At 55.0% G+C, this 26962-nt stretch carries 21 protein-coding genes, 7 tRNA genes and 1 pseudogene; 6 read left to right on the forward strand and 23 right to left on the reverse strand.

The genetic code is table 11. The features are described from left to right. Positions 1-2 precede the first annotated feature (2 nt). Complete coding sequence (gene leuS / locus ACVCAM_RS19200; RefSeq protein WP_407223170.1) at positions 3-2585, reverse strand: leucine--tRNA ligase; 2583 nt, start codon at positions 2583-2585, stop codon at positions 3-5. A 214-nt stretch (positions 2586-2799) separates the two neighbouring features. On the opposite strand from leuS, the gene ACVCAM_RS19205 reads away from it, so the two are divergent. Then, positions 2800-3282 (forward strand): zinc ribbon-containing protein, encoded by a 483-nt coding sequence (locus ACVCAM_RS19205; protein ID WP_023617134.1) that lies wholly within the window; start codon positions 2800-2802, stop codon positions 3280-3282. 64 nt (positions 3283-3346) lie between these two features. On the opposite strand, the gene rihA is transcribed toward ACVCAM_RS19205, so the two are convergent. From rihA to miaB, 10 genes are all read right to left on the reverse strand, one after another. After that, positions 3347-4285: a pyrimidine-specific ribonucleoside hydrolase RihA gene (rihA, locus tag ACVCAM_RS19210; protein ID WP_025912716.1), complete on the reverse strand. Its 939-nt coding sequence runs from the start codon at positions 4283-4285 to the stop codon at positions 3347-3349. A gap of 120 nt (positions 4286-4405) precedes the next feature. Then, entirely contained in the window at positions 4406-5131 is a 726-nt protein-coding gene (locus ACVCAM_RS19215; protein WP_014883001.1) for an amino acid ABC transporter ATP-binding protein, read from the reverse strand. Beyond that, the gene (gene gltK / locus ACVCAM_RS19220) at positions 5128-5805 is read right to left on the reverse strand and encodes a glutamate/aspartate ABC transporter permease GltK (protein WP_008501047.1); all 678 of its coding nucleotides are present in this window, start codon (positions 5803-5805) and stop codon (positions 5128-5130) included. Before gltK ends, ACVCAM_RS19215 begins: the two co-directional genes overlap by 4 nt. Beyond that, positions 5805-6545 carry a glutamate/aspartate ABC transporter permease GltJ gene (gene gltJ / locus ACVCAM_RS19225; RefSeq protein ID WP_008501048.1) on the reverse strand — a complete coding sequence of 247 codons (741 nt, stop codon included), beginning with the start codon at positions 6543-6545 and terminating at the stop codon, positions 5805-5807. Before gltJ ends, gltK begins: the two co-directional genes overlap by 1 nt. 155 nt (positions 6546-6700) lie before the next feature. Then, positions 6701-7606 carry an amino acid ABC transporter substrate-binding protein gene (locus tag ACVCAM_RS19230; protein WP_025912717.1) on the reverse strand — a complete coding sequence of 302 codons (906 nt, stop codon included), beginning with the start codon at positions 7604-7606 and terminating at the stop codon, positions 6701-6703. A 400-nt stretch (positions 7607-8006) separates the two neighbouring features. Further along, positions 8007-9545 (reverse strand): apolipoprotein N-acyltransferase, encoded by a 1539-nt coding sequence (gene lnt / locus ACVCAM_RS19235; RefSeq protein ID WP_025912718.1) that lies wholly within the window; start codon positions 9543-9545, stop codon positions 8007-8009. A gap of 5 nt (positions 9546-9550) precedes the next feature. Beyond that, the gene (gene corC / locus ACVCAM_RS19240; protein ID WP_021242574.1) at positions 9551-10429 is read right to left on the reverse strand and encodes a CNNM family magnesium/cobalt transport protein CorC; all 879 of its coding nucleotides are present in this window, start codon (positions 10427-10429) and stop codon (positions 9551-9553) included. An 89-nt stretch (positions 10430-10518) separates the two neighbouring features. After that, a complete protein-coding gene (ybeY, locus tag ACVCAM_RS19245; RefSeq protein ID WP_008501052.1) occupies positions 10519-10986 on the reverse strand; it encodes an rRNA maturation RNase YbeY in 468 nt (155 codons plus the stop codon). Continuing rightward, positions 10983-12029: a PhoH family protein gene (locus ACVCAM_RS19250; protein WP_025912719.1), complete on the reverse strand. Its 1047-nt coding sequence runs from the start codon at positions 12027-12029 to the stop codon at positions 10983-10985. The genes ybeY and ACVCAM_RS19250 overlap by 4 nt, the downstream gene beginning before the upstream one ends. Positions 12030-12192: 163 nt before the next feature. Beyond that, positions 12193-13617, reverse strand: a complete 1425-nt coding sequence (gene miaB, locus ACVCAM_RS19255; RefSeq protein WP_021242573.1) for a tRNA (N6-isopentenyl adenosine(37)-C2)-methylthiotransferase MiaB — start codon at positions 13615-13617, stop codon at positions 12193-12195. Positions 13618-13752: 135 nt separating this feature from the next. On the opposite strand from miaB, the gene ubiF reads away from it, so the two are divergent. After that, positions 13753-14928, forward strand: coding sequence for a 3-demethoxyubiquinol 3-hydroxylase (gene ubiF / locus ACVCAM_RS19260; RefSeq protein ID WP_248210055.1), 1176 nt, complete (start codon positions 13753-13755; stop codon positions 14926-14928). A 104-nt stretch (positions 14929-15032) separates the two neighbouring features. On the opposite strand, the gene ACVCAM_RS19265 is transcribed toward ubiF, so the two are convergent. The 7 genes from ACVCAM_RS19265 to ACVCAM_RS19295 all read right to left on the reverse strand — a co-directional run bounded on the left by ACVCAM_RS19265 (position 15033) and on the right by ACVCAM_RS19295 (position 15730). Next, positions 15033-15107: transfer RNA gene (locus tag ACVCAM_RS19265), tRNA-Gln, on the reverse strand. A gap of 36 nt (positions 15108-15143) precedes the next feature. Next, positions 15144-15218, reverse strand: a tRNA-Gln gene (locus tag ACVCAM_RS19270). Between the two features lie 42 nt (positions 15219-15260). Next, a tRNA-Met gene (locus ACVCAM_RS19275) sits at positions 15261-15337 on the reverse strand. A gap of 17 nt (positions 15338-15354) precedes the next feature. After that, a tRNA-Gln gene (locus ACVCAM_RS19280) sits at positions 15355-15429 on the reverse strand. A 32-nt stretch (positions 15430-15461) separates the two neighbouring features. Continuing rightward, positions 15462-15536: transfer RNA gene (locus tag ACVCAM_RS19285), tRNA-Gln, on the reverse strand. Positions 15537-15559: 23 nt separating this feature from the next. After that, positions 15560-15644 (reverse strand) — tRNA-Leu (locus ACVCAM_RS19290). A 9-nt stretch (positions 15645-15653) separates the two neighbouring features. Next, positions 15654-15730 (reverse strand) — tRNA-Met (locus ACVCAM_RS19295). A 42-nt stretch (positions 15731-15772) separates the two neighbouring features. Here ACVCAM_RS19295 and ACVCAM_RS19300 point away from each other — a divergent pair. Next, entirely contained in the window at positions 15773-15967 is a 195-nt protein-coding gene (locus ACVCAM_RS19300; RefSeq protein WP_119312017.1) for a hypothetical protein, read from the forward strand. On the opposite strand, the gene asnB is transcribed toward ACVCAM_RS19300, so the two are convergent. The 5 genes from asnB to nagB form a co-directional block, all read right to left on the reverse strand. Next, positions 15958-17622 (reverse strand): asparagine synthase B, encoded by a 1665-nt coding sequence (asnB, locus tag ACVCAM_RS19305; RefSeq protein ID WP_021242994.1) that lies wholly within the window; start codon positions 17620-17622, stop codon positions 15958-15960. The genes ACVCAM_RS19300 and asnB overlap by 10 nt on opposite strands. A 249-nt stretch (positions 17623-17871) precedes the next feature. Then, complete coding sequence (nagD, locus tag ACVCAM_RS19310; RefSeq protein WP_008501057.1) at positions 17872-18624, reverse strand: ribonucleotide monophosphatase NagD; 753 nt, start codon at positions 18622-18624, stop codon at positions 17872-17874. 45 nt (positions 18625-18669) lie between these two features. Then, positions 18670-19890, reverse strand: coding sequence for a DNA-binding transcriptional regulator NagC (nagC, locus tag ACVCAM_RS19315; RefSeq protein ID WP_021242995.1), 1221 nt, complete (start codon positions 19888-19890; stop codon positions 18670-18672). A gap of 8 nt (positions 19891-19898) precedes the next feature. Further along, a complete protein-coding gene (nagA, locus tag ACVCAM_RS19320) occupies positions 19899-21047 on the reverse strand; it encodes an N-acetylglucosamine-6-phosphate deacetylase (RefSeq protein ID WP_008501059.1) in 1149 nt (382 codons plus the stop codon). 55 nt (positions 21048-21102) lie between these two features. Further along, positions 21103-21903: a glucosamine-6-phosphate deaminase gene (nagB, locus tag ACVCAM_RS19325; protein ID WP_008501061.1), complete on the reverse strand. Its 801-nt coding sequence runs from the start codon at positions 21901-21903 to the stop codon at positions 21103-21105. A 326-nt stretch (positions 21904-22229) separates the two neighbouring features. Here nagB and nagE point away from each other — a divergent pair, with 326 nt between their 5' ends. From nagE to ACVCAM_RS19340, 3 genes and pseudogenes are all read left to right on the forward strand, one after another. Next, positions 22230-24182, forward strand: a complete 1953-nt coding sequence (gene nagE / locus ACVCAM_RS19330; protein WP_023326910.1) for a PTS N-acetyl glucosamine transporter subunit IIABC — start codon at positions 22230-22232, stop codon at positions 24180-24182. Between the two features lie 179 nt (positions 24183-24361). Continuing rightward, positions 24362-26029 carry a glutamine--tRNA ligase gene (gene glnS / locus ACVCAM_RS19335; RefSeq protein WP_021242997.1) on the forward strand — a complete coding sequence of 556 codons (1668 nt, stop codon included), beginning with the start codon at positions 24362-24364 and terminating at the stop codon, positions 26027-26029. A gap of 447 nt (positions 26030-26476) precedes the next feature. Further along, positions 26477-26962, forward strand: a pseudogene (locus tag ACVCAM_RS19340) (chitoporin); the annotation flags it as partial.

Raw genomic sequence — 26962 nt, forward strand, 5'->3', positions numbered from 1 at the left:
GCTTAGCCAACGACCAGATTCAGCAGTTTACCAGGTACGTAGATCACTTTACGTACGGTAACGCCCTCAAGATATTTAGCGACCAGTGGTTCCTGGCCCGCGCGCTCGCGAACCTGTTCTTCGGTTGCATCGACCGCCACGGTAATTTTACCGCGGACTTTACCGTTCACCTGGACCACGACCAGCGTGGTGTTTTCCACCATCGCGGCTTCGTCAGCCTGCGGCCACGGCGCGTTGTCGATATCGCCTTCGCCTTTCAGCTCCTGCCACAGGGTAAAGCTAACGTGCGGCGTGAACGGGTTCAGCATGCGAACGACGGCCAGCAGCGCTTCACGCATTAAGGCACGATCCTGCTCGCCGTCCTGCGGGGCTTTCGCCAGCTTGTTCATCAGTTCCATAATAGCCGCAATTGCGGTATTGAAGGTCTGACGACGACCAATATCATCGGTCACTTTCGCAATGGTTTTATGAACGTCACGACGCAGCGCCTGCTGATCTTCAGTCAGGGCAGCAGCGTTCAGCGCCGGGGCATCGCCCAGTGAGGTGTGCTCGTAAACCAGCTTCCAGACGCGTTTCAGGAAGCGGTTTGCGCCTTCCACGCCAGACTCCTGCCATTCCAGCGTCATGTCTGCCGGAGAGGCAAACATCATGAACAGACGCACGGTATCCGCACCATAACGCTCAACCATCACCTGCGGGTCGATACCGTTGTTTTTCGACTTGGACATTTTGCTCATGCCGGTGTAGACCAGCTCGTGACCTTCAGCGTCTTTCGCCTTCACGATACGGCCCTTCTCGTCGCGCTCAACGATCGCGTCAACCGGAGATACCCAGTTACGCTCGCCGTTTGCCCCGACGTAATAGAAGGCATCCGCCAGCACCATGCCCTGACACAGCAGCTGTTTTGCAGGTTCGTCAGAGTTCACCATGCCCGCATCGCGCATCAGCTTGTGGAAGAAGCGGAAGTAGAGCAGGTGCATGATGGCGTGTTCGATACCACCGATGTAGATATCTACCGGCAGCCAGTAGTTCGCTGCTTTGGAATCCAGCATGCCGTCCTGATACTGAGGACAGGTGTAGCGAGCATAGTACCAGGATGACTCCATAAAGGTGTCAAAGGTGTCGGTTTCGCGCAGCGCGGGCTGACCGTTGACGGTGGTTTTTGCCCACTCAGGATCGGCTTTGATCGGGCTGGTGATACCGTCCATGACCACGTCTTCCGGCAGGATCACCGGCAGCTGATCTTCCGGCGTTGGCATCACGGTGCCATCTTCCAGCGTCACCATTGGAATTGGCGCACCCCAGTAACGCTGACGGGAAACGCCCCAGTCGCGCAGACGGAAGTTAACTTTACGCTCGCCCACGCCAAGGGAGGCCAGCTTGTCGGCGATAGCGTTGAAGCCCTCTTCGAAGCTCAGACCGTTGAACTCGCCGGAGTTGAACAAGGTCCCTTTTTCGGTCAGCGCTTGTTCGGACAGGTCTGGTTCAGAACCGTCCGCCGTCAGAATAACAGGCTTGATGGTCAGGCCATATTTAGTGGCAAATTCATAGTCGCGCTGGTCGTGACCCGGAACAGCCATCACGGCGCCTGTGCCGTACTCCATCAGTACGAAGTTGGCGGCCCAGACAGGGATCGCTTCGCCCGTCAGCGGGTGAATGGCCTTAAAGCCGGTATCAACCCCTTTTTTCTCCATCGTTGCCATATCGGCTTCGGCCACTTTCGTGTTGCGGCACTCGTCGATGAAGGTAGCCAGTTCCGGATTGTTTTCTGCCGCTTTCTGCGCCAGCGGGTGACCTGCGGCCACGGCCAGGTAGGTCGCGCCCATGAAGGTGTCCGGACGGGTGGTGTAGACGGTCAGGGTCTGGTCGTAGTTCTCAACGTTGAAGGTAATTTCCACGCCTTCAGAACGGCCGATCCAGTTGCGCTGCATGGTCTTAACGGTATCTGGCCAGTGGTCCAGATTATGCAGATCGTTCAGCAGCTCATCAGCGTAAGCGGTGATTTTAATAAACCACTGCGGGATCTCTTTACGCTCCACTTTGGTATCACAGCGCCAGCAGCAGCCATCGATAACCTGTTCGTTCGCGAGAACGGTCTGGTCATTCGGGCACCAGTTAACGGCAGAGGTCTTCTTGTACACCAGGCCTTTTTTGTACAGCTCGGTGAAGAATTTCTGTTCCCAGCGGTAATATTCCGGGGTACAGGTTGCCAGCTCGCGGCTCCAGTCATAGCCAAAGCCCAGCATTTTGAGCTGGTTTTTCATGTACGCGATGTTGTCGTACGTCCACGGTGCCGGCGCCGTATTGTTTTTGACCGCCGCGCCTTCCGCAGGCAGACCGAACGCATCCCAACCGATGGGTTGCAGAACGTTTTTGCCCAGCATGCGCTGGTAGCGCGCAATCACATCACCGATGGTGTAGTTACGCACGTGGCCCATGTGTAGTCGACCAGAAGGATAGGGAAGCATCGACAGGCAGTAATACTTCTCTTTGCTCTCGTCTTCGGTTACTTCAAAGGTGCGCTTCTCGTCCCAGTGTTGCTGGACTTTTGATTCTATCTCTTCCGGGCGGTATTGCTCTTGCATGGCAGCCAGTGGTCCTGTGTTCAATACAGCTACAAATGTAGCCAATGGATGTGGTAATTCAGATCCGCATAGCATAGCCCAAACGCCCGCGTCAAAACAGCCTTTCGCACAAATGCGCTTTGCAGGAATTTACCGGGTCTGTGCTTCACCTGACAAAGCGGCGCTGAAATAAGGTCTATTATTAGAAATAGTTACTTACCCGGGAGGCAAAATGATGAACAAGGTTGCTCAATTTTACCGCGAACTGGTGGCGACACTGACGGAACGGCTGCGTAACGGCGAGCGTGATATCGACGCGCTGGTGGAGCAGGCGCGTGCCCGCGTGTCGCAAACGGGTGAGTTAACGCGAACCGAAGTGGAAGAGGTGACCCGCGCCGTGCGTCGCGATCTGGAAGAGTTCGCGCGCAGCTACCAGGAAAGCCAGGAGGAGGTCACGGACAGCGTTTTCATGCGGGTGATCAAAGAGAGCCTGTGGCAGGAGCTGGCCGATATCACCGATAAAACGCAGCTGGAGTGGCGTGAAGTCTTTCAGGATTTAAACCACCACGGTGTGTACCACAGCGGTGAAGTGGTCGGGCTGGGAAATCTGGTGTGCGAGAATTGCCACCATCATATTGCGGTGTATACGCCGGAGGTCCTGTCGCTGTGTCCGAAATGCGGCCACGATCAGTTCCAGCGTCGGCCGTTTGAGCCCTAGGTAAAAGCGCAGGTTTGCGCCCTCTCCCCGTGGGAGAGGGCCGGGGTGAGGGCATCAGGCCGCACTACGCACTATAGTAAGCCAGTCTCTCCGCCAGCAAATCCACAAACGCCTCACGGTCAATATCCACTATCACCGTGGTATTCGGTTTATTCCCCGTCAGCGAGTAGTAGTCCACCACCGTCATCCCCTGGGTGTATTTCCCCTGCGTTTCGACGCCAACCCACCTGTGGACCGTGGTAAACATCTCCGGTTTTAACAGCCAGGCAATGGTGCACGGATCGTGCAGCGGCGCGCCGTGGAATCCCCATTTCTCGGCTTTGTGATACTCCATAAAGAAGTCGAGCAGCTCAGCCACGGTTGTCGCGACCGGATTGCCAACGGAGCGGAAGCGCTCAATGTCGTCTGCCATAATCTGCGCGCGATGCGTCACGTCCAGCCCTGCCATCACAACTGGCAGGCCCGACTGGAAGACGATTTCCGCTGCTTCCGGATCGACAAAAATGTTGAACTCTGCGGAAGGCGTCCAGTTTCCCAGGCCCATAGCCCCGCCCATGATGACGATACGAGCGATTTTGCTGTGCAGTTCAGGATGGCTGTTCAGCAGCAGCGCGACGTTGGTTTGCGGTCCCGTTGCCACCAGGGTGACGGGTTCCGCGCTCTCGCGCAGCACCTTTGCCATCAGCTCCACGGCGGTGCAGCTTTGCGGCGTGAAGCCAGGTTCCGGCAGCGCCGGACCGTCCAGCCCGCTTTCGCCATGCACGTTATCCGCAATAATTAATTCACGCATCAGGGGCTTGAGGGCGCCGCCGGCGACAGGAATATCCGTGCGCTTGAGCAGCGTCAGCATGCGCAAAACGTTACGCAGGGTTTTATCCGGCGTCTGGTTTCCGGCAGAAGAGGTGACGGCTTTGACGTCGAGCTCGGGGGAGGCAAGTGCAAGGACGAGCGCGATCGCGTCATCATGACCCGGGTCGCAATCGAAAATTATAGGTTGTGCCATAGCGTTCTCCATTCATAGCGTTATTTTGTGACAAGGTTAACGCTGCAATGGGGCACCGACGAGAAGAAGTGAGCGAAAGCGTGAGGCAGTGCGCAATCCGCAGATTGCGCACTGAGAAGGTTAGTGCAGGATTTTCGCGAGGAAATCTTTCGCACGTTCCGATTTCGGGTTGGCGAAGAATTCCTCTTTCGGGGAATCTTCGACAATTTTCCCTTCGTCCATGAAGATCACGCGGTTGGCCACCTTGCGGGCGAAGCCCATTTCATGGGTCACCACCATCATGGTCATCCCTTCGTGCGCCAGCTCGACCATCACGTCCAGCACTTCGTTGATCATCTCCGGATCGAGCGCCGACGTGGGCTCATCAAACAGCATGGCAACCGGATCCATGCACAGCGCGCGGGCGATCGCCACACGCTGCTGCTGGCCGCCAGAAAGCTGCGCCGGGAACTTATCGGCATGCGCAGAGAGGCCAACGCGTTCCAGGAGCTTCAGGCCTTTCTCGCGCGACGCTTTTTTATCACGCTTGAGCACTTTCACCTGGGCCAGCGTCAGGTTCTCAATAATGGAGAGGTGAGGGAACAGCTCAAAATGCTGGAACACCATACCAACGTGAGAGCGAAGCTGGGCAAGATTGGTTTTCTTGTCGTTGACTTTGGTACCGTTGACGACGATCTCGCCCTGCTGGACCGGCTCCAGACCATTGACGGTTTTGATCAGCGTCGATTTACCGGAACCGGACGGTCCGCACACCACTACCACGTCGCCTTTTTTCACTTCGGTGGAGCAGTCGGTCAGCACCTGAAAGTGCCCATACCATTTAGAAACATTTTTCAGGGAAATCATTGTACCGTCCTTTTCTTCAGCCAGCTGACCAACAGCGACGCGCTTAAACTAATCACAAAATAGACCGCTCCCGCAAAGAGCACCATCTCAACCTGCGTACCATCACGCTCACCGATGGTGGACGCGGTACGGAAGAAGTCTGCCAGGCTCAGCACGTAGACCAGGGACGTATCCTGGAACAGCACAATTCCCTGGGTCAGCAGGAGCGGAACCATGGCGCGAAACGCCTGCGGCAGAATAATGAGCTGCATGGACTGCCAGTGCGTCATCCCCAGCGCCAGCGCGGCGCTGGATTGCCCGCGGGAGATGCTCTGAATGCCTGCACGGATAATCTCCGAGTAGTAAGCGGCCTCAAACATTGAGAACGCCACCATCGCCGAGATCAGACGGATATCGGTTTTTGGCGACAGCCCCAGCACGTTTTGCAGGAAGCCGGGCACAATCAGGTAAAACCACAGCAGCACCATTACCAGCGGGATGGAGCGGAACACGTTAACGTAGGCGGTCGCAAACCAGGCGAGCGGCTTAAAGCTCGACAGGCGCATAACGGCCAGCAGGGTGCCCCAGACGATACCGACGATAATGGCAATGACGGTGATTTTTAAGGTAATCATCAGTCCATCAAGCAGGTAAGGCATGGATGGAACGATAGAACTCCAGTCAAATTCGTACATTATTTGCCCCCCATGTTGCCCGGCAGGCGAATTTTGCGTTCAACCAGGTTCATCACCAGCATGATGAAAGCGTTAATCAGAACGTAGGCGAGCGTGATCGCGGTGAAGGATTCCCACGCGTGAGCGGAGTAATCCAGCAGCTTGCCCGCCTGCGCGGCCATATCAACCAGGCCGATGGTCGAGGCGATGGCCGAGTTTTTCACCAGGTTCATCATCTCGGAGGTCATCGGTGGAACGATGACGCGGTAGGCGTTAGGCAGCAGCACGTAGCGGTAGGTTTGTGGCAGGGTTAACCCCATCGCCAGACCCGCATTTTTTTGTCCGCGGGGTAATGACTGAATGGCGGCACGCACCTGCTCGCAAACGCGCGCAGCGGTAAACAGCCCCAGACACATCATGGAGGAGACAAAGAACTGCACATTCGGATCCAGTTCCGACTTGAACCACATGCCAATATTTTCCGGCAGCAGTTCCGGGATAACCAGATACCAGGTAAAGAACTGCACGATCAGCGGAACGTTACGGAACAGTTCCACGTACAGGGTGCCGAGTGTTGAAAGAAAACGGTTAGGGACGGTGCGCAGAATACCGAACAGAGAACCGACAAGAAACGCGATGATCCACGCCGTTATCGATAATGCCACGGTGACCTGAAAGCCGCTCCACAGCCAGCCAAGATAGGTGGTGTTGCCGAACGGGGCTTGTTGCAGGAATATGCCCCAGTTCCAGTCGATTGACATAATAAACTCCAGAAAAAAAAGGGTAGCAGCGCTACCCTCGAAGATTGGTGAGAAGCTCATTTTTCGCGCTGAGTGGGGAACGACCACTCAACGTATAGTCTGTCCATGCTTCCCGACAATCGAGAGGGCAGGAGATCCCGCCCCTGTTGTTCTAATTAGTTAAGAGCCTTGTCATTTGGAGATTTGAACAGCGCTTTCATGTCGTCTGACAGTTCAAAATTCATGTTCAGGTTTTTTGGTGGAATCGGGTTCTTGAACCATTTGTCGAACCATTTTTCCGCTTCGCCTGAGGTCTGCACCTGGGCGATGGTGTCATCGATCAGCTTTTTGAACTGCGGATCGTCTTTACGCAGCATACAGCCGTAGGCTTCTTTCGACTGCGCGGTACCGACGATATCCCAGTTGTCTGGTTTCTTCGCTTTCGCACGCTCGCCTGCCAGTAGGGCGTCGTCCATCATAAACGCGACGGCACGACCGCTTTCCAGGGTACGGAAGGAGTCGCCATGGTCTTTCGCGCTGATGATGCGCATATCCATTTTCTTCTCGTCGTTCAGCTTGTGCAGCAGCACTTCAGACGTGGTCCCGGAGGTGACAACGACCGCTTTCCCTTTCAGGTCAGCGAAGTCTTTGATCTCACCGCCTTTCTTCGTCAGCAGGCGGGTGCCCACAACAAAGATGGTGTCGGAGAAGGCAGCCTGCTTCTGACGCTCGAGGTTGTTGGTGGTGGAGCCACACTCGAAGTCAAAGGTGCCGTTTTGCAGCAGCGGAATACGGTTCTGTGAAGTGATGGGGATCAGCTTCACCTGCAGGTCAGGTTTGTTCAGCTTTTTCTTCACAGCTTCAACGATGGCGTTGGAGTAATCCTGTGAATAGCCCACGACTTTTTGCGTGTTGTCGTAGTAAGAGAACGGGACAGAAGATTCACGGTGGCCGACCACGATAACGCCGTTTTTGGCAATCTTGTCGAGAGTGCTGCCTGCTGCCGGAGCGTCTTCAGCGTGAACCACGCCTGCGGACATCCCCAAAACCAGCATTGCTGTGGCCAGTTTACGTAATTGCATACCCAACTCCTTTTTTATCAGCGCCAGCGACGCATTGATACCCATTGTGATGTTGTTATATCTCGCGCAATGCGAGTGCAGTGTTATGCAAGCTTGTTAACATTTAGTCTGGCTTAATGTAAAGATTTTGCTGCGTTATTGTTTATTTTTGCGAAGCACGCCGCACCATTCAGAGGCAAATATCTCCCGTTGCACCGTTTCGGTGCTACCGATGATCTACGCTGGTGCGACAAAGTTGCACAGTAAGCCAAACTGCGTTCACCTGAATAAACAAAGCAATAGGCGTGCCAGAATTGAAGTCTGGAGAGAATTGCCGAGTGGCGCTAACGCTTACCCGACCTACAAAAGCGAAACAGTAGGCCGGGTAAGCGTCAGCGCCACCCGGCAGGAAGAGGAGGGATTATCGACGACGCTGGCGCAGGCTCATCAGCACCGCGCCAAAGCCGAACAGCGCGGTCAGGATCCACAGCGGCCAGTTGCCGGTGCGGGCGTACGGCGTCAGCCCGGTGGTAGGCGTGACGTTGGTGGTCAGCACTTCTCGGGTGAACTGTGGGATCATGGCCTGGATTTCACCCTGCGGACCAATCACGGCGGTGATGCCGTTGTTGGTGCTGCGCAGCAGCGGACGGGCCAGCTCCAGGGAGCGCATGCGTGCCATCTGGAAGTGCTGCCACGGGCCGATTGATTTACCAAACCAGGCATCGTTAGAGATGGTCAGCAGATAGTCCGTATCCGGGCGGAAGTTATCGCGCACCTGCTCGCCGAGAATGATTTCGTAGCAGATGGCCGCCGTCAGGGCTGCGCCGTGCGCATGCAGCTGAGGCTGAACGTACGGTCCGCGGCTGAAGGAGGACATCGGCAGATCGAAGAACGGGGCCAGCGGGCGAAGAATTGACTCCAGCGGCACAAATTCACCAAACGGCACCAGGTGGTTCTTGTTGTACCGATCGGTGGAGTGGTAGCTGTATTCGCTGTCTTTGCCGAGCGTAATGATGGTGTTGTAGGTGTCGTAGCGGTTCTGCTGATTCAGACGCGCATCGACAATGCCGGTGATCAGCGTACTGCCACGCGAGAGCAGCAGGTCGTTCATCATGTTGAGGAACGGCTGCTGGTTGATCTCCAGATCGGGAATAGCAGACTCCGGCCAGATAATCAGCTGCGATTTACCCATCACCTCTTCGGTGGCGTTGGCGTAGATCTTCAGCGTATTCAGCAGTTCTTTCTCGTCCCACTTCATCGACTGCGGGATATTCCCCTGCACCATGGAGACCTGCATGGCGCGCGCGGGCTCCGGCGTGAACCACTGGATATAGCGCAGCGGGAAGGGCAGGGCGAACAGCACCAGCGCCACAGCCAGCGGTTTCCAGCATCGTGAAACCAGCGCTAATACCAGCAGGCCGCTAACGACCATCAGCAGGAAGTTAATGGCCTCAACGCCCATGACCGGCGCCAGGCCTTTCAGCGGGCCGTCAATCTGACTGTAGCCGAACTGCAGCCACGGGAAGCCGGTCAGCACCCAGCCGCGCAGGAATTCCGTGATCTGCCAGACCACCGGCGCGGCAATGGCGACGCGCAGCCAGGTGGTTTTGGGCCACAGGCGAGAAAGGATGCCGGCGAACAGACCGGTATAGAGCGAGAGATACGCGGCGAGCAGTACCACCAGGAAGACGTTTACCGGGCCCGGCATACCGCCAAACTGCGCGATGCTGACGTAGACCCAGTTAATCCCTGAGCCAAACAGCCCCAGTCCCCAGAAGTAGCCAATAGCGGCAGCCTGTACCGGACGACGGTTCAGGGTCAAACCCTGAAGCCCCATCAGGGAGAGAACGGCCGCAGGCCAGATATCGTAAGGAGAAAAAGCCAGCGTACCGCTGGCTCCGAGTAACAGCGCCAGCAGCAAACGGACGCGCTGGCGTTCAAGCAATGGGGCAAATGCCATTTACATTAATCTTCCAGTTTTGGCACCGGTGAGTCGTCCGGCGTTCTGACGTGAACCTGTATAATACGTCGGCTGTCGGCCATGGCTACTTTGAACTGGTAACCGTCGATGTCAACGGTCTCTCCGCGCGCCGGGAGGTGGCCAAAGGCCTGCATCACCAGCCCGCCAATGGTATCGACCTCTTCATCGCTGAAGTGGGTCCCGAAGGCGTCGTTGAAGTCCTCAATGGAGGCCAGCGCCCGCACGGTCCAGGTGTGGCGGCTGAGCTGACGGAAGTCGATATCCTCTTCTTCGTCATACTCATCTTCGATTTCGCCCACGATCAGCTCAAGGATATCCTCGATCGTGACCAGACCGGAGACGCCACCAAATTCATCAATAACAATCGCCATGTGGTAACGCTGAGAGCGAAACTCTTTCAGCATCCGATCCACACGTTTACTTTCCGGCACAACCACGGCCTGGCGTAACACTTTTTCCATGCTGAAGGCTTCGGCATCGCTGCGCATAAACGGCAGCAGATCTTTCGCCATCAAAATCCCTTCGATGTGATCTTTGTCTTCGCTGATGACCGGGAAACGCGAGTGGGCGGATTCGATGATGACATCGAGACACTCGTCCAGCGTCTGGTTACGTTTCAGGGTGATCATCTGCGAGCGGGGAATCATGATATCGCGAACGCGCTGGTCGGCGATGTCCATAACCCCTTCGAGCATTTCGCGCGTATCTTCGTCGATAAGGTCGTTTTGCCCGGAATCACGAATCAGCTCCAGCAGTTCATCACGGTTTTTCGGTTCGCCGTGGAAAAGCTGGTTCAGAATGAGGGAGAAAAATCCCTTTTTACTGGTTGTCGTGTCGCTACTGTGTGAATTGTCGTCGCTCATGGCGTTTGTTAAGGGTTCTCTTGTTAGTTCAATGTTTACCGCCACGCGATGTCCTTTCGTGGCGGCAGGGGAGTCAGTCCGGTGACTGACTATTCTTTCTCGGCAATGTACGGATCCTCATAGCCCAGAGCAAGCATTATCTCTGTCTCGAGGGACTCCATCTCTTCCGCTTCGTCGTCTTCAATATGATCGTAGCCGAGCAGATGCAGGCTGCCGTGTACCACCATGTGCGCCCAGTGGGCTTCAAGAGGTTTCTGCTGCTCTTTAGCTTCCTGTTCAACCACCTGGCGGCAGATGATCAGATCGCCCAACAGCGGCATCTCGATGCCCGGCGGGGCTTCGAACGGGAAAGAGAGCACGTTGGTCGGCTTATCTTTCCCGCGATAGGTCAGGTTAAGCTCATGGCTTTCTGCTTCATCCACCAGGCGAATCGTGACTTCTGATTCTTCCTGAAACTGGGGGATAACGGCATCCAGCCATTTCTGAAACTGTGCCTCATCTGGCATGCCGGAATTGTCTTCACAGGCCAGCTGTAAATCGAGGATCACCTGACTCATTTCTGTTCTTGCTCCTGCGCTTCGCGCTTACGTTCTGCGGCCACTTCGGCCTTACGCTTCTGATCTGCCTCTTCCCAGGCTTCATAAGCGTTAACGATACGCGCGACCACCGGGTGGCGTACCACGTCTTCACTGTGGAAGAAGTTAAAGCTGATTTCATCGACCTCGGCCAGCACTTCGATGGCGTGGCGCAGGCCCGATTTGGTGCTGCGCGGAAGATCGATCTGCGTGACGTCGCCGGTAATCACCGCTTTCGAGTTAAAGCCAATACGCGTCAGGAACATTTTCATCTGTTCGATGGTGGTGTTCTGGCTCTCATCGAGAATGATGAACGCATCGTTCAGCGTACGGCCGCGCATGTAGGCGAGCGGGGCCACTTCGATCACGTTACGCTCAATGAGCTTCTCGACCTTCTCAAAGCCCAGCATTTCGAACAGCGCATCGTATAAAGGACGGAGATACGGGTCGACCTTCTGGCTCAGATCGCCAGGCAGGAAGCCCAGTTTTTCACCGGCTTCAACGGCAGGGCGGGTCAGCAGGATACGCCGGATTTCCTGACGCTCCAGCGCATCGACCGCCGCGGCAACGGCCAGATAGGTTTTACCCGTACCCGCCGGCCCCACGCCGAAGGTGATGTCGTGGTCGAGAATATTGGCGATATACTGCGCCTGGTTTGGCGTACGCGGCTTGATGACGCCACGCTTGGTCTTAATGTTGATTGCCTTGCCATAATCCGGCACGCTCTCCGCGCTCTGCTCAAGCACGCGCGCCTCTTTAATGGCGAGGTGAATCTGCTCCGGTTCGATATCCTGAATTTCGCCGCGCATGGGGGAGGTGTCGACATACAGGCTACGCAGAATGTCCGCAGCGGCGTTGACGCAGATAGGGCGTCCGGTGAGTTTGAAATGATTATCGCGACGATTGATTTCGATACCCAGACGTCGCTCCAGTTGTTTGATGTTGTCATCAAACGGCCCGCACAGGCTCAGCAGGCGAGCGTTGTCTGCTGGCTCAAGGCTAATTTCACGCGTATCTATGTTCAAACTGTTCCTCTTTGATTGATTAACTGACCCGCTGCCACACGGCGCAATAAAACGGTCATTACCGAAATTATTCACGCCACAGAATAAAGGCGCAAGCGTTGCGGAAGATATTGGGGGCGATGAGAGGAAATACAAGGCCTGCCAAAGCGGCAGGCCTGAAGGATTATGGCTGGTAAATCCCAACGCCAGAATCGTTTTCTTTGCGGGTACGCGAGATCACGGATTCCGGTGACTCTGCGATACGCAGGCCCATTTCGTCTTCGGTGCGGACCACTTTCGCGCGCAGCGAGTTGGTCAGCACTTCGACAATCTCGACGTCCACAAATTTACCGATCATATCCGGGGTGCCTTCAAAGTTCACCACGCGGTTATTTTCCGTACGACCAGAGAGTTCCATAATGCTCTTGCGGGAAGTGCCTTCCACCAGAATGCGCTGTACGGTACCGAGCATGCGGCGGCTCCAGGCGTTAGCCTGCTGGTTGATGCGCTCCTGCAGAATATACAGACGCTGCTTTTTCTCTTCTTCCGGTACATCGTCAACCATATCGGCCGCCGGTGTTCCTGGACGCGCAGAGAAGATGAAGCTGTAGCTGACGTCAAAGTTCACTTCGCCGATGAGCTTCATGGTGCGCTCGAAGTCTTCTGCGGTTTCGCCAGGGAAGCCGACGATAAAGTCGGAGCTAATCTGGATATCCGGACGTGCTTCACGCAGCTTACGGATGGTGGATTTGTACTCCAGCACCGTATGGGGACGGCCCATCAGGTTCAGCACGCGGTCAGAGCCACACTGAATCGGCAGGTGCAGGAAGCTCACCAGCTCTGGCGTATCGCGATAAACGTCAATGATGTCATCGGTAAATTCCATCGGATGGCTGGTGGTAAAGCGAATGCGGTCGATGCCGTCAATCGCGGCCACCAGACGCAACAGCTCAGCAAAGCTGCCGGTCGTGCCGTCGTAGTTCTCACCGCGCCAGGCGTTAACGTTCTGGCCCAGCAGGTTCACTTCGCGCACACCCTGCGCGGCAAGCTGCGCGATTTCAAACAGAATGTCATCTGCCGGGCGGCTGACCTCTTCACCACGGGTGTACGGCACCACGCAGTACGTGCAGTATTTGTTGCAGCCTTCCATGATGGAGACGAAGGCGGTCGGGCCATCGGCACGCGGCTCCGGCAGACGGTCAAATTTTTCGATTTCCGGGAAGCTGACGTCAACGACCGGGCTACGGTTGCCACGAACCTGATTGATCATCTCAGGCAGACGGTGCAGGGTCTGAGGGCCAAAGACAATGTCCACATACGGGGCTCTCTGGCGGATCAGCTTGCCTTCCTGCGACGCGACGCAGCCGCCCACGCCGATGATCAGGTCCGGATTTTTTCGTTTGAGAAGTTTCCAGCGGCCTAACACATGAAAGACTTTTTCCTGCGCTTTTTCACGAATTGAACAGGTGTTCAGCAGCAGCACATCGGCTTCTTTCGCATTTTCAGTCAGCTGGTATCCGTGGGTGGTATCCAGCAGATCGGCCATCTTGGATGAATCGTATTCGTTCATCTGACAGCCCCAGGTTTTTATATGGAGTTTTTTAGTCATCGACTTGCTCAGCTCAGGATTGCAAGCCGCGTATTGTAATGCTTTGGTGGGGTTGTGACCAGTATGAAGGTTATGTGTCTCAGGACCGCAAAAATCCGGTAAACTTAAGGGATTCTCCAATAAGGAAAATTGACCATGACACTCCAACACACCGAAGTTGCCGTTGTCGGCGGCGGTATGGTCGGCGGCGCGCTGGCGCTGGGGCTGGCACAGCAGGGATTTGAGGTAACGGTAATCGAACAGGCGGCTCCGCCAGCCTACGATCCCGCCAGCAAACCGGACGTGCGCATTTCTGCGATCAGCGCGGCATCCGTCGATCTGCTGCGCGGGCTGGGCGTCTGGGAGGCAGTGCAGGCGATGCGCGCGCACCCTTACAGCCGCCTCGAAACCTGGGAGTGGGAAAATGCCCACGTCGCGTTTGATGCCGCAGAGCTGAAGCTGCCGCGCCTGGGGTATATGGTGGAAAACAACGTGCTCCAGCGGGCGCTCTGGCAGGCGCTGGAGGCGCATCCGAAGGTGACGCTGCGCGTGCCTGCGTCGCTTAAGGCGCTGCATCCTCACGAGCGTGGCTATCTACTGACGCTCGACAACGGCGATGAGCTGGCCGTGAAGCTGGTCATCGGGGCGGACGGCGCTAACTCGCAGGTCAGACAGATGGCGGGGATCGGGGTTCATGCCTGGCAGTATGAACAGTCCTGTATGCTGATTACCGCCGAGTGCGAGAATGCGCCGGGCGAAAGCACCTGGCAGCACTTTACGCCGAACGGCCCGCATGCCTTTTTACCGCTGTTTGATAACTGGGCGTCGCTGGTGTGGTACGACAAACCGGCGCGCATTCGTCAGCTGCAGGGGATGAACATGGAACAGCTGCAGCGCGAGATCCTGCTGCACTTCCCGAGCCGTCTGGGGCACGTCACGCCGGTCGCCGCCGGGGCGTTCCCACTCACGCGTCGTCATGCGTTGCAGTATGCCCGCGAAGGCTTAGCGCTGGTGGGGGATGCGGCACACACTATTCATCCGCTGGCCGGGCAGGGCGTGAACCTGGGATATCGTGATGTCGATGCCCTGCTGGATGTGCTGGGCAACGCCCGCGGACACGCGGAAAACTGGGCCAGCCATCAGGTGCTGAAGCGTTATCAGACGCGACGTATGGCGGATAACTTCATCATGCAGTCGGGGATGGATCTGTTCTATGCGGGGTTCAGCAATGACGTAGCGCCAGTGCGTATTCTGCGTAATATAGGCCTGATGGCAGCGGAACGTGCCGGTGGCCTGAAGCGTCAGGCCCTTAAGTACGCTCTCGGACTCTAAACTTTTTCCCTCTCCCCGTGGGAGAGGGCCAGGGTGAGGGCATCAGGCAGCACAATTCTGTATAAAAACAAAAAAGCCCGCAGAGCGGGCTATTTTGTTTTAAGTGGCTGGGGTGCAGGGATTCGAACCCCGGAATGCTGGTATCAGAAACCAGAGCCTTACCGCTTGGCGACACCCCAATTGCGTTAAACAAGCTGCTTAACGACTTTGTAAATTGGCTGGGGTACGAGGATTCGAACCTCGGAATGCCGGAATCAGAATCCGGTGCCTTACCGCTTGGCGATACCCCAACAATTTTTTCTCATTACCGAAATCGATCGATAATCTCAATTTGGTGGCTACGACGGGATTCGAACCTGTGACCCCATCATTATGAGTGATGTGCTCTAACCAACTGAGCTACGTAGCCAGTACTGCAATCTTCGATGGCTGGGGTACCTGGATTCGAACCAGGGAATGCCGGTATCAAAAACCGGTGCCTTACCGCTTGGCGATACCCCAATACCGCGGAGAACCGCAAAATCGAAGAAATATGGCTGGGGTACCTGGATTCGAACCAGGGAATGCCGGTATCAAAAACCGGTGCCTTACCGCTTGGCGATACCCCATCCGTGCAACGCTTACCCGGGAATGGTGCGGGAGGCGAGACTTGAACTCGCACACCTTGCGGCGCCAGAACCTAAATCTGGTGCGTCTACCAATTTCGCCACTCCCGCAAAAAAAGATGGTGGCTACGACGGGATTCGAACCTGTGACCCCATCATTATGAGTGATGTGCTCTAACCAACTGAGCTACGTAGCCATCTTTTTTTCGCGTTACCTTATCGGCGTTGCGGGGCGCATTATGCGTATAGACCCTTGCAGCGTCAACACCTTTTTCAACGAAAATAGCCGGAATGTGACTGTTTGGTTAGGTTGCGAACAGCGTGACCGAATATTCGGCAATTATTGGTTATTAATCGGTTTTAGCTGTGCAAAAGCGGGGCAAAAAAAATCAGGCCCCGCAGGGCCTGATGATGAAATGCGTGATTATTTGTAGGCTGACTGGTGAACGCCTACCGCACGTCCTGACGGATCGTTCATGGATTTGAACGATTCATCCCATTCAATCGCTTTGGCAGACGAGCAGGCGACGGATGGACCACCCGGCACACACTCCGCAGCGCTCGGTACCGGGAACAGTTCTTCAAAAATTTCACGGTAGAGGTACGCTTCTTTCGAGCCCGGCGTGTTATACGGGAAGCGGAAGCTTGCGGTTTCCAGCTGTTGGTCAGAAACCTGTTTCGCCGCCACCTCTTTCAGGGTGTCGATCCAGCTGTAGCCTACGCCATCGGAGAACTGCTCTTTCTGACGCCATGCCACGCTCGCCGGCAGGTAGGATTCAAAACATTCGCGCAGGATATGTTTTTCCATCTTGCCGTTGCCGCACATTTTATCCTGCGGGTTGATGCGCATCGCCACGTCGAGGAATTTCTTATCCAGGAACGGTACACGCGCTTCGACACCCCATGCCGACATCGCTTTGTTGGCACGCGCGCAGTCAAACATATGCAGCGCCTGGAGTTTACGCACGGTCTCTTCGTGCAGCTCTTTGGCATTTGGCGCTTTGTGGAAGTACAGGTAGCCGCCAAACACTTCGTCAGAACCTTCACCGGAGAGCACCATTTTGATGCCCATCGCCTTGATCTTACGCGACATCAGGTACATCGGCGTGGAGGCGCGAATTGTCGTTACGTCATAGGTTTCAATGTGATAGATCACATCGCGGATCGCATCCAGGCCTTCCTGCACGGTGAAGTGAATTTCATGGTGCACGGTGCCGAGGTGGTTTGCCACTTCCTGCGCGGCTTTCAGATCCGGCGCGCCTTCCAGGCCCACGGCAAAGGAGTGCAGCTGTGGCCACCAGGCTTCTGAGCGCTCCTGATCTTCCACGCGACGAGCCGCAAATTTCTTGGTGATGGCAGAGATCACGGAGGAGTCCAGACCGCCGGAGAGCAGCACGCCGTAAGGTACGTCTGACATCAGGTGGCTTTTCACGGAATCTTCCAGCGCCTGACGCAGCTCGGCTTTGTCCGTCACGTTGTCTTTTACCGCGTCGTAGTCGAACCAGTCGCGCTGGTAGTACGGACGGATCTCGCCGTCTTTACTCCACAGGTAACTGCCTGCCGGGAACTCTTTGATGGTGCGGCAGACCGGCACCAGGGCTTTCATTTCAGACGCAACGTAGAAGTTGCCGTGTTCATCGTGGCCCATGTACAGCGGGATAATACCGATGTGGTCACGGCCAATCAGGTAAGCGTCTTTTTCGCTGTCGTACAGGGCGAAGGCAAACATACCCTGCAGGTCGTCCAGAAACTCGGGACCTTTCTCCTGATACAGCGCCAGGATCACTTCACAGTCGGACCCGGTCTGGAACGCGTAGCGGTCGCCGTACTCGGCGCGCAGCGCCTGGTGGTTATAGATCTCACCGTTGACAGCCAGCGCGTGCGTTTTTTTCTCGTTATACAGCGGCTGTGCACCGGCGTTGACGTCAACAATAGACAGACGTTCGTGAGCCAGAATTGCTTTGTCACTGGCGTAAACGCCTGACCAGTCCGGGCCGCGATGGCGCATCAGGCGGGACAGTTCGAGTGCCTTTTTACGCAGTTCGCCCGCGTCAGTTTTAATATCCAGTACGCCAAAAATTGAACACATAACCTTCTCCGTTAACCCTGTTGCTTTGTAATGTTGCTTGCTTATGAAAATGCCGCAAAGGGACAGGGCGCGCAAGCGTTTTACGGGCGAAAACGGAAATAGTGCAATGGTGGTTGCAGATCAGTGAAAAACGCGTATGTCATGAGCGCTTTTATTGAGGATTATGCAATGAAAGTGCTTTTTCGTTAGATGTAGTCGTGTTTTGCAGGTGAGAAAATAAAAAACCACGCCCTGAGGCGTGGTTTGGTATCAGATGATGTCAATTTCATCGACGGAGGGGTAAATCCAGCTTGGGCGGAACGGCATTGAGTCAATGTCATCAAGCTGAGAGACCCCAGAGAGCACCAGAATCGTCTCCAGACCGGCCTGGAAACCGGCCAGAATATCGGTGCGCAGGTTGTCGCCGACAATCACGGTCTCTTCAGAGTGGGCCTGCATCTTGTTGAGCGCGGCGCGAATGATCCACGGGCTGGGCTTGCCGACATAGAACGGCTTGCGCCCGGAGATCTTCTCGATACCGGCACACAGCGCGCCGCAGGCCGGATAAAAACCGCGACCGTGGGTATCCGGGTTGGTCGCAATAAAGCGCGCGCCGTTAGCCACAAAGAAGGATGCCTTATGCATCATCTCCCAGTTGTAGGAACGCGTTTCACCTACAATCACAAAGTCCGGGTTGACGTCGGTGATGGTAAAGCCCGCTTTATACAGCTCATGGATCAGCGCGCCTTCACCGACCACATAGGCTTTTTTTCCTTCCTGACGCTTCAGAAAATCCGCCGTGGCCATCGCCGAGGTATAAAACACGCTGTCCGGGACGTCGACCCCCGCCGTGGCAAAGCGGTTTGCCAGATCCTGACCGGTCTGAGAAGGGTAGTTCGTGAGAAGAACCAGAGGCATTCCTTTGTCGATGATGCGGTGAAGAAACTCCGCAGCACCCGGCACGGCAACGTTGTCGTGCATCAGCACGCCGTCGATATCACAAATTACATTCTTAATGGTCATGGACAGTCCGACATCAAAAAAAGAAGGCGTTACTATAAGGTCCGATCAACTTTCCAGCAAATGCTGCAGCAGAATTCCGTTGAGCATGGCGCGTTTGACCAGCGCGAACGCGCCAATCGCCGAACGATGGTCAAGCTTTGAACGAACCACCGGAAGATTCTGGCGGAATGCTTTCAGCGCCTGGGTGTTAATACAGCCTTCAATCGCGGGGAGCAGCACCTTTTCCGCCTCCACAATTTCACCGGCGATCACCACTTTTTGTGGGTTAAACAGGTTAATGGCGATGGCGATGGTTTTCCCCAGATGGCGCCCCACCTGCTCGATCACTTCACAGGCCAGCGCGTCGCCTTTATTAGCGGCTTTGCAGATGGTGCCTATCTTGCAGTCATCCAGCGTGACGCGGCTTTGGTACCCCTGTTCAAGCAGATGGCGAACGCGCTGCTCAATGGCGGTGTTGGCGGCAATGGTTTCAAGGCAGCCAAAGTTGCCGCAGTGGCAGCGCTCCCCGAGCGGTTCAACCTGAATGTGGCCGATCTCACCGACGTTACCGTTGCGACCAATAAAAATTCGGCCGTTAGAGATAATGCCTGCGCCCGTACCGCGGTGAACGCGCACCAGAATAGAGTCTTCACAGTCCTGGCTCGCACCAAAGTAGTGCTCTGCCAGCGCCAGAGAGCGAATGTCATGGCCCACAAAGCAGGTCACTTTAAAGCGCTTTTCCAGCGCGTCGACCAGCCCCCAGTTTTCAACCTGAATGTGCGGCATATAGCGGATCACGCCGCTTTCCGGGTCGACCAGACCGGGCAGAATCACCGAGATGGCGATGAGTTCGCGGATCTTGCGCTGACAGCTTTCAATAAACTGCGCGATGGTATTCAGCAGCGCATGCTCCAGCGTCTCCTGGGTGCGTTCCGGAAGCGGATAGTGCTCTTCCGCAATGGCTTTACTGCTCAGATCGTACAGCGTGAGCGTGGTGTCATGACGGCCCAGACGGACGCCAATTGCCTGAAAATTGCGGGTTTCGGTAATAATGGAGATAGCGCGGCGGCCCCCGGTGGAGGCCTGCTGATCGACTTCTTTGATCAAACCGCGCTCAATGAGCTGGCGGGTAATTTTTGTCACGCTGGCGGGAGCAAGCTGGCTTTGTTCGGCTATCTGAATACGTGAGATTGGCCCGTGTTGGTCAATCAGGCGATATACCGCCGCGCTGTTAAGCTGTTTAACGAGATCGACATTACCGATTTGAGCTTGTCCGCCAGGTGTCATACTTTTACTTACTCAGTGACGACCTCGTTACCATTAACGATGGTCTTAATAATTTTATAATCGTGTGTGAATGCCGTCAGGTTTGCAACCATACCTGGTGCAATTCCGCCAAGCTGTTTATCCACGCCGATAGCGCGCGCAGGATAAAGGGTGGCCATGCGCAGGACTTCATCAAGCGCAATTCCGCAATGCTCAACCAGGTTACGCACCCCTTCAATCATGGTCAAAGAGGAACCGCTCAGCGTACCGTTTTCATCCACACACAGTCCATTGCGGTAGTATATTGTTTTACCGGCAAAAATGAACTGCTCAATATTTGCACCTGCCGGTGCGGTAGCGTCCGTTACCAGGCAGAGCTTGTCACCTTTCAGCCGCTTGGCGTTGCGAATGTTGGTGTAATCAACGTGTAAGCCGTCCGCGATAATGCCGCAGTAAACGTCTGGCTCATCCAGAATCGCGCCGACCAGACCCGGTTCACGACCCGTGATGTATGGCATGGCGTTATACAGGTGCGTCGCAAAGGTAATGCCCGCGCGGAAACCGGCTTTCGCTTCTTTCAGCGTGGCATTTGAGTGGCCCGCTGAAACCACAATTCCGGCGGCGGCCAGCTTGCTGATGACGTCCGTGCCGGTCATTTCCGGTGCCAGCGTCACCTTGGTGATCACATCGGCGTTGGCACACATGTAGTCAACCAGCTCCGCATCAGGTTTACGCACGTAGTCCGGGTTATGCGTTCCTTTCTTGACCATGTTCAGCCATGGCCCTTCCAGGTGCAGACCGAGCGCCTGATTCGGATGTTTGGCCAGGTATTCGCGCATCACGCGGATACCCTGCTTCATCAGGTCATCACTGCTGGTGATGAGCGTCGGCAGATAGCTGGTGCAGCCCGATTTCTCGTTGGCTTTCTGCATGATCTCCAGCGTTTCGACCGTTACCGCATCGGCGGTATCATTGAATTGCACACCGCCGCAGCCGTTGAGCTGTACGTCGATGAAACCGGGGGAGATTACTGCTCCATTGAGTGAGCGCTGTTCAATCTCCGGCGGCAGTTCTGCCAGCGGGCAAACACGTTCAATCAGGCCATTCGCGATAACAATCGCGTGGTCATCCAGAATTTCATGGCCGGTATAAATCCGACCGTGGGTTAAAGCGTACATAACGACCCCCGGTTAAAAAAAGCGGCCGCCTCTTGAGAAAGAGGCGGTTATTCAATTACAGACCTTTGATGTTCTCGGCTTCTAACTCGTTGAAGTATTTCAGCGTTTTAACCTTCAGCTCCATCGTGGACGGTTCGTCGCAGACGATGACGGATTTAGGATGCAGCTGCAGACAGCTGATGGTCCACATATGGTTAACGTTGCCTTCAACAGCAGCCTGGAGCGCCTGCGCTTTCACGCCGCCCAGCACCAGAATCATCACTTCTTCAGCATCCAGCAGGGTGCCTACGCCTACGGTCAGGGCGTATTTTGGAACCTGGTTCACGTCACCGTCAAAGAAGCGGGAGTTTGCCACGCGCGTGTCATGGGTCAGCGTTTTAATACGGGTACGGGAAGCCAGAGATGACGCCGGTTCGTTAAACGCGATATGACCATCATTACCTACACCACCCATGAACAGGTGGATTTTACCGTAGGAACGGATTTTTTCTTCATACTGACGGCATTCTGCGTCAATATCCGGCGCGTTTCCATTCAGCAGGTTAATATTTTCAGCTGGGATATCAACGTGATCAAAGAAATTGCGGTGCATAAAGCTATGGTAGCTTTCCGGGTGGTCTTTCGGTAAGCCAACATATTCATCCATATTGAAGGTCACAACATGTTTGAAGCTAACCTGGCCTGCTTTATGCATCTCAACCAGCGCCTTGTAAGCGGTCAGCGGTGTGCCGCCGGTCGGAAGGCCCAGAACGAAAGGACGATCGGCGGTCGGTTTGAACGCGTTAATGCGGTTTACGATATGGCGAGCGGCCCATTTACCAACTTGTTCTGCAGTTGCCAGGGGAATCAGTCTCATTGTTCACCTCAAAGTTTAATTAGAAGAGTGGGCGGATGGCTTCGGAACCTGATACTAAAGCGTAACCTGGAAACTTTCAGGCCGGATCAATCCGTCTTGATTTTTTGAATGATAAAATAAGTTTTCACTGTTAGCCAGTGTAAGGGAGGGCTGAATACGATATTTGGTGACAAAAATCACAAAAAATAGGTGTTTAATTTGCGATACGAATTAATTTTTCACACACTCAGACTGCCAGTGAATTATCAACGGTATCTATCGTTCGTGACACAATAAAAACATAGTTTATGCGCGAGCCTGAAAAAGGGTCTCGTAGGGGGAATAGGATGAATATTTTAGGTTTTTTCCAGCGCCTCGGTAGGGCTTTGCAGCTCCCTATCGCCGTGCTACCGGTTGCAGCGCTGCTGCTGCGATTCGGGCAACCCGATCTTCTTAACGTACCGTTTATTGCTCAGGCTGGCGGTGCCATTTTTGACAACCTGGCGCTGATTTTCGCCATCGGTGTTGCCTCTAGCTGGTCAAAAGACAGCGCGGGTGCCGCAGCGCTGGCAGGGGCAGTCGGTTATTTCATCCTGACGAAAGCGATGGTAACCATTAACCCAGAAATCAACATGGGCGTGCTGGCAGGTATCATTACCGGTCTGGTCGGTGGTGCTGTGTACAACCGCTGGGCAAACATTAAGCTGCCAGACTTCCTGAGTTTCTTTGGCGGCAAACGTTTCGTGCCGATCGCGACAGGTTTCTTCTGTCTGGTTCTGGCCGCTATCTTTGGCTACGTCTGGCCACCGGTACAGCATGCGATCCATGCGGGTGGTGAGTGGATTGTATCAGCGGGTGCACTTGGCTCAGGTATCTTTGGTTTCATCAACCGTCTGCTGATCCCAACCGGTCTGCATCAGGTGCTGAACACTATCGCATGGTTCCAGATTGGTGAGTTCACCAATGCTGCGGGCACCGTATTCCACGGCGACATCAACCGCTTCTACGCGGGTGACGGCACCGCAGGCATGTTCATGTCTGGCTTCTTCCCAATCATGATGTTTGGTCTGCCGGGCGCTGCGCTGGCAATGTACCTGGCTGCGCCAAAAGCGCGTCGCCCAATGGTTGGCGGCATGCTGCTGTCCGTTGCGATTACCGCGTTCCTGACCGGCGTAACCGAGCCGCTGGAATTCCTGTTCATGTTCCTGGCGCCGGTGCTGTACCTCATGCATGCGGTCCTGACCGGTATCAGCCTGTTTGTGGCGACCCTGCTGGGTATCCATGCTGGCTTCTCCTTCTCTGCAGGCGCGATCGACTACGTGTTGATGTACAACCTGCCGGCGGCAAGCAAGAACGTCTGGATGCTGGTGGTAATGGGTCTGGTCTTCTTCGTCATCTACTTCGTGCTGTTCACTGCGGTTATTCGTATGTTTAACCTCAAAACGCCGGGCCGTGAAGACACCAAAGACGAAGTGGTCACCAACGAAGCTAATAGCAATACCGAAGAGGGGCTGACCCAGCTGGCGACCAGCTATATCGCTGCCGTTGGGGGGACTGACAACCTGAAAGCCATTGATGCCTGTATCACCCGTCTGCGTCTGACGGTGGGTGACTCGGCGCGCGTCAGCGACGCAATGTGTAAACGCCTTGGTGCATCGGGCGTGGTTAAACTGAACAAACAAACTATCCAGGTTATCGTGGGTGCCAAAGCGGAATCCATCGGTGACGAAATGAAGAAAGTGGTTGCCCGCGGTCCGGTCGCGGCAGCATCAACCGACAGCGCGCCTGCGTCGACGGCTGCGCCAGTTGCGAAGCCGCAGGCTGTGCCTAACGCCGTGACGGTGGCCGCGCTGGTCTCTCCGGTAACGGGTGATGTCGTTGACCTTGAGCAGGTACCTGATGAAGCGTTCGCCAGCAAAGCGGTCGGTGACGGTGTGGCGGTGAAACCAACGGATAAAACCGTGGTGTCTCCTGCTGCCGGTACCATCGTGAAAATCTTCAACACCAACCACGCGTTCTGCCTCGAAACCGAAAAGGGCGCGGAGATCGTTGTCCACATGGGTATCGATACCGTTGCGTTGAATGGTCAGGGCTTTACTCGCCTGGTGGAAGAGGGCGCTGAAGTGGTGGCCGGGCAGCCGATTCTGGAAATGGATCTGGACTTCCTGAATGCCAACGCGCGTTCCATGATAAGCCCGGTGGTTTGCAGCAACATTGACGACTTCAGCGGTCTGGTCATCCAGGCGAAAGGTCAGGTTGTTGCGGGTCAAACCCCGCTGTACGAGATTAAAGGCAAGTAATCGCTCCTGAGTAGAGTCATGCCTTAAGCGGCGGGGGATATCCTCCGCCGCTTTTTTTTGCAGCAAATGCCCCCATTATTTTCATCTGATACGTATTTTCCGTAACTAAGGGTTGTCACTACGTCCGGCTTATAAGATCATATGCCGTTATACGTTGTTTACGCTTTGAGGAATCCACGATGAGTGAGGCAGAAGCCCGCCCGAGTAACTTTATTCGTCAGATCATCGATGAAGATCTGGCCAGTGGTAAGCACACCACAATTCATACCCGTTTCCCGCCGGAGCCGAATGGCTACCTGCATATCGGGCATGCGAAGTCCATCTGCCTGAACTTTGGCATTGCGCAAGACTACCAGGGACAGTGCAACCTGCGTTTCGATGACACCAACCCAGTAAAAGAAGACATCGAATACGTTGAGTCCATCAAAAATGACGTGCAATGGTTGGGCTTCAACTGGTCTGGCGATATCTGCTACTCCTCTGACTATTTTGATCAGCTGTATGCCTACGCGGTAGAGCTCATCAACAAAGGTCTGGCGTATGTAGACGAACTGTCTGCAGATGAGATCCGTGAATACCGCGGTACGCTGACCGCACCGGGTAAAAACAGCCCGTTCCGCGATCGCAGCGTGGAAGAGAACCTGGCGCTGTTTGAAAAAATGCGTGCCGGCGGCTTCGAAGAGGGCAAAGCGTGCCTGCGTGCCAAAATCGATATGGCGTCTCCGTTCATCGTGATGCGCGATCCGGTGCTGTACCGCATCAAGTTCGCAGAACACCACCAGACCGGCAACAAGTGGTGCATCTATCCGATGTACGACTTCACCCACTGCATCAGCGATGCGCTGGAAGGGATCACCCACTCGCTGTGTACGCTGGAGTTCCAGGACAACCGTCGTCTGTACGACTGGGTGCTGGATAACATCACCATTCCAGTGCATCCGCGTCAGTACGAGTTCTCTCGTCTGAATCTGGAATACACCGTGATGTCCAAGCGTAAGCTGAACCTGCTGGTCACCGACAAGCACGTTGAGGGCTGGGACGACCCGCGTATGCCAACCATCTCGGGTCTGCGCCGCCGTGGCTACACCGCTGCGTCAATCCGTGAGTTTTGCAAGCGTATCGGCGTGACCAAGCAGGACAACACCATTGAGATGGCGTCTCTGGAATCCTGCATTCGTGAAGACCTCAATGAAAATGCCCCGCGCGCGATGGCCGTTATCGACCCGGTGAAGCTGGTTATCGAAAACTATCCGCAGGGCGAGAGCGAGCTGGTCTCCATGCCTAACCATCCGAACAAACCGGAAATGGGAAGCCGTGACGTGCCGTTCAGCGGCGAGATCTGGATTGACCGCGCTGACTTCCGTGAAGAAGCCAACAAGCAGTACAAGCGTCTGGTGCTGGGTAAAGAAGTGCGTCTGCGTAATGCTTACGTCATCAAAGCCGAGCGCGTAGAAAAAGATGCGGAAGGGAATATCACCACCATCTTCTGTTCTTATGACGCTGAAACGCTGAGTAAAGATCCGGCGGATGGCCGCAAGGTGAAAGGCGTTATCCACTGGGTGAGCGCATCCCACGCGCTGCCGGTAGAGATTCGTCTGTACGATCGCCTGTTCAGCGTGCCTAACCCAGGTGCGGCGGAAGACTTCCTGGCGACCATCAACCCGGAATCTTTGGTGATCAAGCAGGGTTATGCGGAGCCTTCTCTGAAAGCGGCTGAAGCAGGCAAAGCGTTCCAGTTCGAACGTGAAGGGTACTTCTGCCTGGACAGCCGTCACAGCACGGCGGAAAAACCGGTATTTAACCGTACCGTGGGTCTGCGTGATACCTGGACGAAGATCGGCGAATAATATTGCTGCTCTGGTCAATGAGAAACAAACGCCGCATTATGCGGCGTTTTTTTATTTAACGATCAGAGTATTAAGCCAGGGGTTAAAGTGGCGTCATGAAAATAAAAGGTCAATGAGGTGCTACTTATTTTTTTAAAAAAAAGTTTGTGCCATTACGAAATTCAAAAGGGTTATAAAAAAGGAAACCGATCCCACGCCTGGACACTGAAATAGCTGAGAATTTCCCGTCATTCCTCGCCTTCCTGTAAATGTTACAAAGCACTACCAATTATGTGCACTTCGTCATAATCCTGACTTTTGCCCGCTGAAAAGCATTGATAATTCGCGTCGCGAAAAATAACCTAAAGACGGTAGTTAATTCGAGGGTATTTAACACTACCCCTGACCATTTGGTCTTTTTTATTTACGCCGTTTCAGGCGTTTTAATTCGTCAAAGAGGAATAATCTATGCGTACGTTCAGTGGCAAACGTAGTGCGCTGGCGCTGGCTATTGCCGGTGTGACAGCAATGTCGGGCCTGGTGATTGCGCCAGAGGCAAAAGCAGCGGGTTTCATCGAAGATTCTACCCTCACGGGCGGTATTTATTACTGGCAGCGTGAGCGTGACCGTAAAGACGTCACTGAAGATAAATATAAAACCAACCTCTCGCACTCCACCTGGAACGCCAACCTGGACTTCCAGTCAGGTTACGCCGCGGATATGTTCGGTCTGGATATCGCCGCGTTCACCGCGATCGAAATGGCGGAAAACGGCGACAGCGGCCACCCGAACGAAATCGCCTTCTCCTCCAGCAACAAAGCCTATGATGAAGACTGGTCCGGGGATAAGAGCGGTATCAGCCTCTACAAAGCCGCAGCGAAATTCAAATACGGCCCGGTCTGGGCGCGTGGGGGCTATATTCAGCCAACCGGCCAGACGCTGTTAGCCCCACAC

Source organism: Enterobacter sp. CFEC122 (assembly GCF_052983755.1).

Excerpts from the sequence above, each read along its gene's own strand:
- rihA (WP_025912716.1), bottom strand. The coding sequence starts at position 4,285 with ATGGCACAACCTATAATTTTCGATTGCGACCCGGGTCATGATGACGCG.
- ACVCAM_RS19205 (WP_023617134.1), top strand. The coding sequence starts at position 2,800 with ATGAACAAGGTTGCTCAATTTTACCGCGAACTGGTGGCGACACTGACG.
- nagC (WP_021242995.1), bottom strand. The coding sequence starts at position 19,890 with ATGACACCTGGCGGACAAGCTCAAATCGGTAATGTCGATCTCGTTAAA.
- ubiF (WP_248210055.1), top strand. The coding sequence starts at position 13,753 with ATGACACTCCAACACACCGAAGTTGCCGTTGTCGGCGGCGGTATGGTC.
- leuS (WP_407223170.1), bottom strand. The coding sequence starts at position 2,585 with ATGCAAGAGCAATACCGCCCGGAAGAGATAGAATCAAAAGTCCAGCAA.
- gltJ (WP_008501048.1), bottom strand. The coding sequence starts at position 6,545 with ATGTCAATCGACTGGAACTGGGGCATATTCCTGCAACAAGCCCCGTTC.
- nagA (WP_008501059.1), bottom strand. The coding sequence starts at position 21,047 with ATGTACGCTTTAACCCACGGTCGGATTTATACCGGCCATGAAATTCTG.
- glnS (WP_021242997.1), top strand. The coding sequence starts at position 24,362 with ATGAGTGAGGCAGAAGCCCGCCCGAGTAACTTTATTCGTCAGATCATC.
- ACVCAM_RS19300 (WP_119312017.1), top strand. The coding sequence starts at position 15,773 with ATGCGTATAGACCCTTGCAGCGTCAACACCTTTTTCAACGAAAATAGC.
- gltK (WP_008501047.1), bottom strand. The coding sequence starts at position 5,805 with ATGTACGAATTTGACTGGAGTTCTATCGTTCCATCCATGCCTTACCTG.
- corC (WP_021242574.1), bottom strand. The coding sequence starts at position 10,429 with ATGAGCGACGACAATTCACACAGTAGCGACACGACAACCAGTAAAAAG.
- lnt (WP_025912718.1), bottom strand. The coding sequence starts at position 9,545 with ATGGCATTTGCCCCATTGCTTGAACGCCAGCGCGTCCGTTTGCTGCTG.
- ACVCAM_RS19230 (WP_025912717.1), bottom strand. The coding sequence starts at position 7,606 with ATGCAATTACGTAAACTGGCCACAGCAATGCTGGTTTTGGGGATGTCC.
- asnB (WP_021242994.1), bottom strand. The coding sequence starts at position 17,622 with ATGTGTTCAATTTTTGGCGTACTGGATATTAAAACTGACGCGGGCGAA.
- nagD (WP_008501057.1), bottom strand. The coding sequence starts at position 18,624 with ATGACCATTAAGAATGTAATTTGTGATATCGACGGCGTGCTGATGCAC.
- nagE (WP_023326910.1), top strand. The coding sequence starts at position 22,230 with ATGAATATTTTAGGTTTTTTCCAGCGCCTCGGTAGGGCTTTGCAGCTC.
- nagB (WP_008501061.1), bottom strand. The coding sequence starts at position 21,903 with ATGAGACTGATTCCCCTGGCAACTGCAGAACAAGTTGGTAAATGGGCC.
- miaB (WP_021242573.1), bottom strand. The coding sequence starts at position 13,617 with ATGACTAAAAAACTCCATATAAAAACCTGGGGCTGTCAGATGAACGAA.
- ybeY (WP_008501052.1), bottom strand. The coding sequence starts at position 10,986 with ATGAGTCAGGTGATCCTCGATTTACAGCTGGCCTGTGAAGACAATTCC.
- ACVCAM_RS19215 (WP_014883001.1), bottom strand. The coding sequence starts at position 5,131 with ATGATTTCCCTGAAAAATGTTTCTAAATGGTATGGGCACTTTCAGGTG.